Here is a 9,560-nt window from a genome sequence, read left to right on the forward strand (position 1 = left end):
GGCAGTCGTCACTCCGGCGCGACAGCCGAAAGGATCCGGAACCCCTTAGATGATGCAGCGCGGGAAATGGTGAAGCCCTCGGGCAGGTTTTCCTGCATCCACTTCTGCAGCGAGTCTGAGCCGAGGTTTTTGGCTACAACGAGGAGTGCTTCCCCGCCGGGCGTCAGTCGGGGCAGCCAGGTCAGAAGAAGTTCGTGCAGCACGTCTTTGCCCACGCGGATCGGCGGGTTGGACCAAATCGCGTCGAAGCGGACATCGTCTGGGATCTGTTCGGCGGTGACGGGGCGGATCGAGCTGAGCCCCGCCTCGGCGGCGTTCTTCTTCGTCAGTTCGAGTGAGCGTTCGTTGACATCGAGAGCCCAGATGCGGGTGTCCGTCCCGGCGTCACGGGCGGCGAGACCGGCGTGCAGCGCGATCGGACCCCAGCCGCACCCCATGTCCAGCAGGTTGCCGGCGGGCACCTCGGGCAGGCGGTCCAGAAGGACCGCGGTGCCCTTGTCCACGCGGCCGGGCGAGAACACGCCGGCGTCCGTTGTGACTGTCAGGTCGTGACCGGCCAGGCGCACCTCAAGTGGGCGCGGACGTGACTGTGCGTTTGGGGCGGAAGAAAAGTAGTGCTCGCTCACGGCATCCAAGCCTACGCGCTCGCGGCACCGAAAACTGCGCCCTGTGGGACAATGGGCGGCAATGCGAGAAGAAGACGAACTTTCGACCCCCGGCACCTCGGGCAAGACCCCCGGCACCTCGGGTCCCGACGAAACCCGCCCCGGCACCTCGGGCAAGACCCCCGGCTCCCCGAAAACACAGCCCACCCGCGAAGACGACATCCTCAACCGCGTCCTGTCGCGGGCCGACTCATCGCTCACAGCAGCGGAACTCGCCGCTGACGACGACACCAACTTCGACGTCCAGGAGCGTGCCGCACTGCGCCGTGTGGCCGGTCTGTCGACGGAACTCGAAGACGTCACGGAAGTCGAATACCGCGACGTCCGCCTGGAGAATGTGGTGCTCGCCGGGGTGTACACGGAAGGCACGGCCGAAGCCGCCGAAGACTCTCTGCGCGAACTCGCAGCACTTGCCGAAACTGCCGGCTCGACTGTCCTCGACGGTGTCATTCAACGCCGCGACACCCCGGATCCGGCCACCTACTTAGGCCGCGGCAAGGCACGCGAACTCGCCGAAATCGTAAATGCCGTCGGCGCTGACACCGTCATCTTCGACTCTGAACTCGCACCGTCCCAGCGCCGTGCACTGGAAGACGTCGTCAAGGTGAAGGTCGTAGACCGGGTGGCGCTTATCCTCGACATCTTCGCCCAACACGCCAAAAGTCGCGAAGGCAAGGCACAGGTCGAACTCGCACAGCTGGAATACCTGCTGCCGCGTCTGCGCGGCTGGGGTGAATCCATGTCGCGTCAGGCCGGTGGCCAGGTGGCAGGCGGTGCCGGAATCGGTTCGCGCGGTCCCGGTGAAACCCAGATCGAACTCGACCGTCGCCGCATCCGCAAGCGCATGGCGAAGCTGCGCCGCGACATCGCCAAAATGACCCCGGCCCGCGAGGTCAAACGCTCCTCCCGCAAACGCAACCGCATCCCCTCGGTCGCGATCGTCGGCTACACCAACGCTGGCAAGTCGAGCCTGCTCAACCGGCTGACGGACGCCGGGGTCATGGTGCAGAACGTCCTGTTCGCCACCCTCGACCCGACCGTCCGCGCCGCCGAGGCCGAAGACGGCCGCACCTACACCCTGACCGACACGGTCGGCTTCGTGCGCAATCTTCCGCACCAGCTGGTCGAAGCGTTCCGCTCCAGCCTGGAAGAGGCCGGGCAGGCCGATGTTCTGCTCCACGTGGTCGACGGTTCGCACCCCGACCCGGAAGGGCAGATCGCAGCTGTCCACGACGTCCTCGCCGATGTCGTCGACCCTTCCGTGCCCGAACTCATCGTCATCAACAAGGCCGATATCGCTGAGCCCGACGCCGTCGCCCGCCTCATGCGCCGCCACCCCGGCGCGGTGGCGGTCTCCGCACACACCGGTGAGGGTCTCGACATTCTGCGCACCGCCATCGCAGAAGCGCTCCCGCACCCCGAATACGAACTCACCGTCCTCATTCCCTATAACCGCGGCGACCTGCTCTCGGCTGTGCACGAAGACGGTGAAATCGAGCGCATCGAACACATTGACGACGGCACCGTCGTCCACGCTTTCGTCAACGGCGAACTCGCCGCCCAGCTCGAACCCTTCCGCCGGCCCGACATGTTTGCCGGTGCCGGATCAGCCGAGGACAGCATCCCGGGGCAGGTGCCCGACTCACCTGAGTCCACCTCGTACGAGGTGCCGACCCCCGACGCCGAGACCACCTCGCCAGACCGTGTCTCACCTGATCCCACCTCGGGGGATGATCCGGCGGGGGACCGCGAATGAAGGACGTCGCGGGACTGCTGGAGAAGGCCGTCGCCGCACTCAACGGCAGTCCCCGCGAGGGCCAGCAGCAGATGGCTGAGGCTGTGAACTCGGCTCTGGAAAGCGAAACGCACCTGCTGGTGCAGGCGGGAACCGGGACGGGAAAATCCCTGGGATACCTCGTGCCCGCGGTGCGCTACGCCGTCGGCTCTGGTGAACGTGTCATCGTCTCCACCGCAACGCTTGCGCTGCAGGCGCAGATCGTCGACCGGGACATCCCGCGGTTGGCCAAAGCCCTGCGTGAAGACTTAGGCCGCCGGCCGAGTGCGGCTGTGCTCAAGGGGCGGCGGAACTACCTGTGCAAACACAAACTCGCCGGGGGATACCCGGATGACGAGGCGGGGCTCCTGTTCGACATGGGAGCTGACGACGCGGCACACCGGGGCGGATCCATGAGCGCCCTGGAATCCGAGATCGCCCGCATCCGATCGTGGGAACAGTCCACTGACACGGGCGACCGCGACGACTTGGTGCCCGGAGTCTCCGACCGCACATGGTCGCACGTGTCCGTCAACGCCTACGACTGCCTGGGCCAAAAATGCCCCATGGTCGAAGAGTGCTGGGCGGAACTGGCACGGACAAAGGCCTCGGGTGCAGATGTCGTCGTCACCAACCACGCCCTGCTGGCGATCGACGCCTTCGGCGAAAACTCGGTGCTGCCGTCCCATTCGGCTGTCATCATCGACGAAGCCCACGAACTGCGCGACCGCGTGACGTCTGCCCTTACCGGCAGCCTGACCGACGCGATGCTGTCAGCGGCGCACTCGGCGGCACGGAAACACACCGGTGCAACACCGGCGGCGCTGAGTGATTTCGATACCGCGCGCACCTCGTTTGCGGATGCGCTCGACCAGGCCGAAGCCGGTCTGCTGCGGATGTGGCCAGAACCTCTGCAGGACGCGGTCGTGGCTCTGCGCGACAGCGCTCGCACGCTGCTGAGCGCATGCGGTGACGCAGAACGCGGCAAAGAGGCAGACTCCGGCCTGACAGTGGCGCGCGCTCGCATTCAGGAGGTCTTCGACCTCGCGGAGCGCATGACCGACGGCAGCGCCAACGACGTCGTCTGGGTCAGCCGGAATTCGTTCCGGGGCACGGAAACCGTCAGCCTCGTCATCGCTCCGCTGTCCGTTGCCGGCACCATGCGCCGCGGCCTGTTCGAAGAGGCGACCGTCGTCGCAACCTCAGCAACCCTGGCTCTTGGCGGTCGTTTTGAACCGGTCGCCGCCTCTCTTGGTCTGGAGGGCCCCGACAGTCCGCGCTACGACAGTCTCGACGTGGGCTCACCCTTCGAGTACCCCAAACAGGGCATCCTCTACGTTGCCGGCCATCTGCCCAAACCCGGCCGAGGGGGCCTCAACGTCGAACAGCTTGAAGAGCTGCGGGAACTCATTGAAGCCTCTCGCGGGGGAGCGCTCGGGCTGTTCTCATCGAAAGCCGCCGCCGAACAGGCCGCCGAATACATGCGTGAGAACACCGACTTGCCGATCCTATTGCAGGGCGAAGATGGGCTTGGCAGCCTCGTGCGGTCCTTCAGCTCTGACGCCGAGTCGAGTCTGTTCGGCACCATTTCTCTGTGGCAGGGAGTGGACGTCCCCGGGGACGCCTGCCGCCTTGTGCTGATCGACAGGATTCCCTTTCCCCGTCCTGACGATCCGCTGGCCACTGCGCGGACGGAAGCCGCCGCCCGCCGAGGTGCCAACGGCTTCATGGCCGTCTCCGCAACTCACGCTGCTCTCAAGCTGGCGCAGGGGGCCGGGAGGCTTATCCGCTCAACTTCCGACCGCGGAGTTGTCGCGGTGCTCGATTCGCGACTGCGCACGGCCCGCTACGCGAACTTCCTCATGGCGACCTTGCCGCCCATGTGGACGACAGAAAGCCCCGCGGTGGTCCGCGGGGCTCTCGAAAGACTCAAACCGGAAGACTAGACGCGGCGGATGACGGCCGTTACGACGCCCATGATGGTGGCAAAGGTGCCGTCAATGGGTTCGTAGTCCGGGTTCTGCGGCAGCAGCCACTGCTTGCCGTCCTTGCGCTTGAGCGTTTTGACCGTTGCTTCGTCGTCCAGTAGGGCTGCGACGATTTCGCCGTTCTCGGCGGTCGGCTGACTGCGCACAACCACCCAGTCGCCGTGGCAGATGGCCGCATCGATCATCGAATCGCCGACCACGTTGAGCAGGAACAGGTTGTCACCGGCGCCGACAACCTGGCGAGGCAGGACGAAAACGTCGTCCACATTCTGTTCGGCCGTGATGGGGCCGCCGGCGGCAATGCGACCGACCACGGGAATGGCGGCGGCGTTCGCCGATGTGTCCGCTGCCGGCGTTTCAACGACCTCAGCCGGATTGACTACTTCGATAGCACGCGGACGTTTGGGATCGCGGCGCAGATAGCCGAGCTTTTCCAGCTGGTTGAGCTGGTGCGCAACAGACGAAAGGGAAGCAAGGCCGACGGCCTTGCCGATCTCACGCATGCTCGGGGGATATCCGTTGCTGTGCACGGACGCCTCGATCGTCTCGAGCACCTGACGCTGGCGGGCCGACAGCGAACGGTCGTCCGCGGCAGCTGAAGCGACCGGCAGGGGAGACTCGCTGTCACGGCGCTTGCGGAACGAGCTGACCTCCTTGGCCACTTCGGTGTCACGTGGGCGGCCGCGAGTGCGACGCGACTGTGTCATGACTCAGTCCTCTCGCCCCGAACCCCTGACATTACTGCAGGTCAGAAGCTTGGAGCCGGTTATGTCAGTGCCTCGTGGGAAGCTCTGAACAGTGGAAATCGGATGCAGTGTTCGAATCCATTTTCACATAGATGTTCGACAAACATTGGATTGTGTTCTAATGTGTGTCTTAGAACATCAGTTCGAATAATGCGAATGGCCGTGGGGCAAGCGGCCGTACGCCACATCGCATTGTCGGGGCCGAAGGCTCTGGCTGTGTTAGGAGGAAGAATGCACACGCTCACTCGCGCACCGCACCGTTCGGTAAGGGAAGGCCGGATCTTTTGGGTGCGGCGCATGGCGGCTCTCGCTGTCATCGCTGCGGTAGCTCTGTGCGCCGTCCTCTTCATCCGGTCAGAGGCTTCGGCCTCGAATGCGGAACCGCTCTATGCGGAAGACACCCAGATGGTCATCGTCGAAGAAGGCCAGTCACTGTGGGAAATCGCCCGTGACTCCGCTGGTGGGGAAGACGTTCGTGACGTTCTGACCGCCATCGTCGACATGAACGGTCTGGACTCTTCCACGGTTCACCCTGGCCAGCGCATCCTCGTTCCCTCCCGATAGGATTGGCCTGACCGCGCCGCGCGGTCAGCATTAGCCGAATGGAAACGAGGATTGATGGCCCAGAGGATCGGGACGGCGTCACGTCACACCAGTGAATCCAAGGTCGACGTCACAATTGATCTCGACGGAACAGGGAAATCCGACATCTCAACCGGAGTCCCTTTCTACGACCACATGCTTGACGCGCTGGCTCGCCACTCCCTGTGCGACCTGACGGTCAAAGCCGAAGGCGACATCGAAATCGATGTTCACCACACGGTCGAAGACACCGCCATCACCATCGGCTGGGCACTGAAAGACGCTGTCGGAGACAAAGCGGGCATCCGCCGCTACGGCGACGCGGCAGTTCCTTTGGATGAAGCACTCGCGCAGGCTGTTGTCGACATCAGCGGCCGCCCGTACTTCGTTCACACCGGCGAACCCGAAGGCTTCCAGTACGCCATGATCGGCGGACACTTCACGGGCTCCATGGTCAGCCACGCCCTTGAATCTCTTTCCATCAACGCGGGCCTGACCGTCCACCTCACACTTGTTGCCGGTCGGGACCCGCACCACATTGCAGAAGCTGAATTCAAGGCCTTTGCTCGCGCTCTGCGCATGGCGCTTGAAGCCGACCCGCGCACTGGTGGAGCTATTCCCTCCACCAAGGGGGCCCTGTGAACACAGCACTCGTAGTCACACCCTTCGGCGACCCCAAACAGCTTGCAGCCGCTTGCGTGTTGAGCGATATTCGGGGTTCTGTCGTGCCCGTCGGCGGCTTTTCGGCCATTGTTCTTGACGACGCCAGCCGCGAACACGCCACCGAAGTCACCCAGAAGCTGTCGAAGATGGCTGGCCGTTACGAAGTTCTTCTGCTTGTCCGTGAAGACGACGCCATCGCCTCCGGCCACTACCGCGGGGGCAAGCGTCAGTCAGAAGTACCGGCGGGCCTGGCCCTGCAGAACCTCCCCGAAGACGTCGAGCGTCTGCTTCTGGGGCAGGCAGATCCCGCTGACATCGAAGGCGCGCAGCACACGGCTGATATCAGCAAGATGCAGGCAAGCGCACTGACTATGACGGGCGCTCGTGCCGCAATTGCGCGCACCGCAATCGTCTGGATGATCGTCGCCGCAGTTGCATTCGTCGCACTGGTCATCGGCGCTGTTGTTGCTCTCAGCGGCCCTTGGTACATGTGGATCGCCACCGCGCTGGCGGCCGGTGTCTTCGGCGTGAGCCTGTTCCGCATCAACAAGCTGCTGGGGCGCAGAAAATGACCACCGTTGCGGTTCTCGACGCCGGATCGGGCAATGTGCGCTCCGCAGTCCGGGCGCTTGAAGCCGCCGGCGCGCAGGTCCATCTGACCGCACAGCCGCAGTACCTGCTGGCAGCAGACGGCCTCGTCGTCCCGGGCGTTGGCGCTTTTGCGTCGGTTATGGACGAACTGCGCGCAGTCGGAGCTCCGGCAATCATCGCCGACAGGCTCGAACGCGGAATGCCGGTATTGGGCATCTGCGTGGGCCTGCAGGTCATGTTCGAGCAGGGTACCGAACACGGAGTGACCGCAGAAGGTCTTGGCCTGTGGAACGGCTCCGTCACCAAGCTTTCAGCCCCCGTTGTTCCCCACATGGGGTGGACAACGGTGCAGCCGCCAGCAGGTTCGCTGCTGTTCAATGGAATCACCGACGAGCACTTCTACTTCGTCCACTCCTATGCAGCGCACACAGCACCCAGCACAGGGGAGGCGACGTATGCCGAACACGGTGAAAAGTTCATAGCCGCTGTTGAGGACGGGCCGCTCAGCGCGGTGCAGTTCCACCCAGAAAAGTCCGGTCGGGCAGGTCTGAAGCTCCTTGCCAATTGGATTGACAGCCTCGACGCTTCCCACATATAGGAGAATCAGTGACTGAAGCAGACCGCCTTGTGCTCTTTCCCGCAGTCGACATCGTCGACGGCAAAGCCGTCCGCTTGCACCAGGGTGAAGCCGGCACCGAAACCGACTACGGCCAGCCGCTGGAAAACGCGCTGAAGTTCCAAGAAGCCGGAGCGGAATGGCTCCATCTCGTCGACCTTGACGCTGCTTTCGGCCGCGGTGACAACCGGGCCATCATCAAGGAGCTCATCGCTTCGGTCGACCTCAAGGTCGAACTCTCCGGTGGTATTCGCGATACTGCGGCACTCGAAGCCGCCCTCGAAATCGGTGCAGCTCGCGTCAACATCGGTACGGCAGCTATCGAAAACCCCGAATGGACGGCCGACATCATCCGTCAGCACGGTGACGCCGTTGCAGTCGGGCTTGACGTTCGCGGCGAAATGCTTGCCGGCCGGGGCTGGACGAAGGAAGGCCGCAGCCTGTGGGATGTCATCGACGAACTCCAGGCCGCCGGATGCTCGCGCTACGTTGTCACCGACATCAACACCGACGGTACTCTCAGCGGTCCCAACACGGAGCTTCTGCAGAAGATTGCAAGCACCACCGGCACGCCGGTTACCGCTTCCGGTGGGATCTCGTCGCTTGATGACCTCGCTGCTCTGCGCAAGCTCGTACCCGCTGGTGTTGACTCCGCCATCATCGGCAAGGCTCTCTACGCCGGCCGATTCACCATGAGCGAAGCACTCGAGGTCGCTGGTCGTCCATGACAAACGGCACGCCCGACCAGCCCCAGCTGCCCGAACACCTCAAGGGCATGTTCGGCAGCGCTGCGAGCCCAGACGGTTCTGCGTCGCCTGACGGTCAGGTTGGCTCTGGGGGAGAGGGTAACCAGGCCGACTCTGCCGGGGCCGGAAATCAGACTGACTCCGCGGGAACCGCGTGGAAGGGCCGCGAGCTCAAACCCAACCCCTTCTCTGGCGATACCGGTGAAGCTGACCCGCGGGTGACGGCGGCGCTTGAAGCCGCCACGGCCAATCCTTTTGACCCTGCCGCCCACATCGGGGTAGTCGAGGCGCTGAAGAACTCGCGTGTTTATGCGCCGATTCTTCCCGAGGCTCTCAGCAAATCTGTGGGCGAACACGGGCTCATGGTCGATAACAGCTCGGACATGGCCATGGTGCGCCTGTCATCGGAAGACGGCCGCGAGGCCACGCCTTGCTTCACTTCGATTCCCCTTCTCACTCAATGGGGGACTCAGGCTAGGCCTGTGCCGATCGAAGCTGAGCGGCTGGGCTTGGGCGCGGTAGATGAAGGCTCGCAGCTGGTCATCATCGACCCGGGCAGCGCACACGCCTTTCTGCTACGCAGGCCCGCTCTGTGGGCCTTTGTGCAGGGACACGAATGGACGCCTTCGTGGGCCGACAGAGAAGTCGCGCAGGCCATCGGCGACATCGCGGCGCAGTTTTCGTGGATCGCATCTGTAGGCGCAGGTCCCGGCAGCCAGAGGATTGTCACGGGCGGGCCCGAACTGGCAATTGTTCTCACCCTCGACGGCGAACCTGATTTCAGTGCTTTCCAAGCCCGCCTGGCCGAGCACCCCATCATCGTTGACCGGGTCGATTCCCTGACCATCACGGTCCGCTGATCATCACGCTGCGCTGAGCCCAAAGGCCATTAGCCGCGACGTCATGTGATGCCGAGCCCCTATGTCAGGGACCCAGCACCTGCGCCCACGCTTTAGCAACAAATACTCCGGTTGGCAGTGGCTGCTAAGGCGAAGATTCCGGCTTAGGGGTGTTTGTGTGCGGCTAAGGCGCAGATTCCGGCTAAGCGGTGTTTTCGCGCTGCAGGTTGCGGGCAGTCCTTTGGCATGGCACACGAGGTGCCGCCCGGGCTGGCTTCGAGCGTTCACCTTGTTCTGCGGCTTCTGACAGAGCTCTGCACCTGCGCCCACGCTTTAGCAACAAATACTCC

At 63.8% G+C, this 9,560-nt stretch carries 10 protein-coding genes; 8 read left to right on the plus strand and 2 right to left on the minus strand.

Annotation, left to right across the window (positions count from 1 at the left end; all coding sequences use genetic code 11):
* Nucleotides 1-8 precede the first annotated feature (8 nt).
* Nucleotides 9-626 carry a class I SAM-dependent methyltransferase gene (locus HMPREF3092_RS08460; RefSeq protein ID WP_070424577.1) on the minus strand — a complete coding sequence of 206 codons (618 nt, stop codon included), beginning with the start codon at nt 624-626 and terminating at the stop codon, nt 9-11.
* Nucleotides 627-687: 61 nt separating this feature from the next.
* On the opposite strand from HMPREF3092_RS08460, the gene hflX reads away from it, so the two are divergent.
* The gene (gene hflX, locus HMPREF3092_RS08465; RefSeq protein WP_070424578.1) at nt 688-2,421 is read left to right on the plus strand and encodes a GTPase HflX; all 1,734 of its coding nucleotides are present in this window, start codon (nt 688-690) and stop codon (nt 2,419-2,421) included.
* Entirely contained in the window at nt 2,418-4,385 is a 1,968-nt protein-coding gene (locus tag HMPREF3092_RS08470; RefSeq protein ID WP_070424579.1) for an ATP-dependent DNA helicase, read from the plus strand. Before hflX ends, HMPREF3092_RS08470 begins: the two co-directional genes overlap by 4 nt.
* On the opposite strand, the gene lexA is transcribed toward HMPREF3092_RS08470, so the two are convergent.
* Nucleotides 4,382-5,134 (minus strand): transcriptional repressor LexA, encoded by a 753-nt coding sequence (gene lexA, locus HMPREF3092_RS08475; protein WP_070424580.1) that lies wholly within the window; start codon nt 5,132-5,134, stop codon nt 4,382-4,384. The genes HMPREF3092_RS08470 and lexA overlap by 4 nt on opposite strands.
* Nucleotides 5,135-5,404: 270 nt before the next feature.
* On the opposite strand from lexA, the gene HMPREF3092_RS08480 reads away from it, so the two are divergent.
* The 6 genes from HMPREF3092_RS08480 to HMPREF3092_RS08505 are packed head-to-tail and all read left to right on the plus strand — an operon-like array spanning nt 5,405 to nt 9,231.
* Nucleotides 5,405-5,737 (plus strand): LysM peptidoglycan-binding domain-containing protein, encoded by a 333-nt coding sequence (locus tag HMPREF3092_RS08480; protein WP_019174908.1) that lies wholly within the window; start codon nt 5,405-5,407, stop codon nt 5,735-5,737.
* Between the two features lie 54 nt (nt 5,738-5,791).
* Nucleotides 5,792-6,397 carry an imidazoleglycerol-phosphate dehydratase HisB gene (gene hisB, locus HMPREF3092_RS08485; RefSeq protein WP_019174909.1) on the plus strand — a complete coding sequence of 202 codons (606 nt, stop codon included), beginning with the start codon at nt 5,792-5,794 and terminating at the stop codon, nt 6,395-6,397.
* Nucleotides 6,394-6,990, plus strand: a complete 597-nt coding sequence (locus HMPREF3092_RS08490) for a hypothetical protein (protein ID WP_061943596.1) — start codon at nt 6,394-6,396, stop codon at nt 6,988-6,990. Before hisB ends, HMPREF3092_RS08490 begins: the two co-directional genes overlap by 4 nt.
* Nucleotides 6,987-7,607, plus strand: a complete 621-nt coding sequence (hisH, locus tag HMPREF3092_RS08495; protein ID WP_062019590.1) for an imidazole glycerol phosphate synthase subunit HisH — start codon at nt 6,987-6,989, stop codon at nt 7,605-7,607. Before HMPREF3092_RS08490 ends, hisH begins: the two co-directional genes overlap by 4 nt.
* 8 nt (nt 7,608-7,615) lie before the next feature.
* Complete coding sequence (gene priA, locus HMPREF3092_RS08500) at nt 7,616-8,353, plus strand: bifunctional 1-(5-phosphoribosyl)-5-((5-phosphoribosylamino)methylideneamino)imidazole-4-carboxamide isomerase/phosphoribosylanthranilate isomerase PriA (protein ID WP_061943602.1); 738 nt, start codon at nt 7,616-7,618, stop codon at nt 8,351-8,353.
* Complete coding sequence (locus tag HMPREF3092_RS08505) at nt 8,350-9,231, plus strand: SseB family protein (protein WP_070424582.1); 882 nt, start codon at nt 8,350-8,352, stop codon at nt 9,229-9,231. The genes priA and HMPREF3092_RS08505 overlap by 4 nt, the downstream gene beginning before the upstream one ends.
* Nucleotides 9,232-9,560 lie beyond the last annotated feature (329 nt).

It is taken from the genome of Brevibacterium sp. HMSC24B04 (assembly GCF_001806835.1).
In the GTDB taxonomy this organism is placed as follows: domain Bacteria; phylum Actinomycetota; class Actinomycetes; order Actinomycetales; family Brevibacteriaceae; genus Brevibacterium; species Brevibacterium ravenspurgense.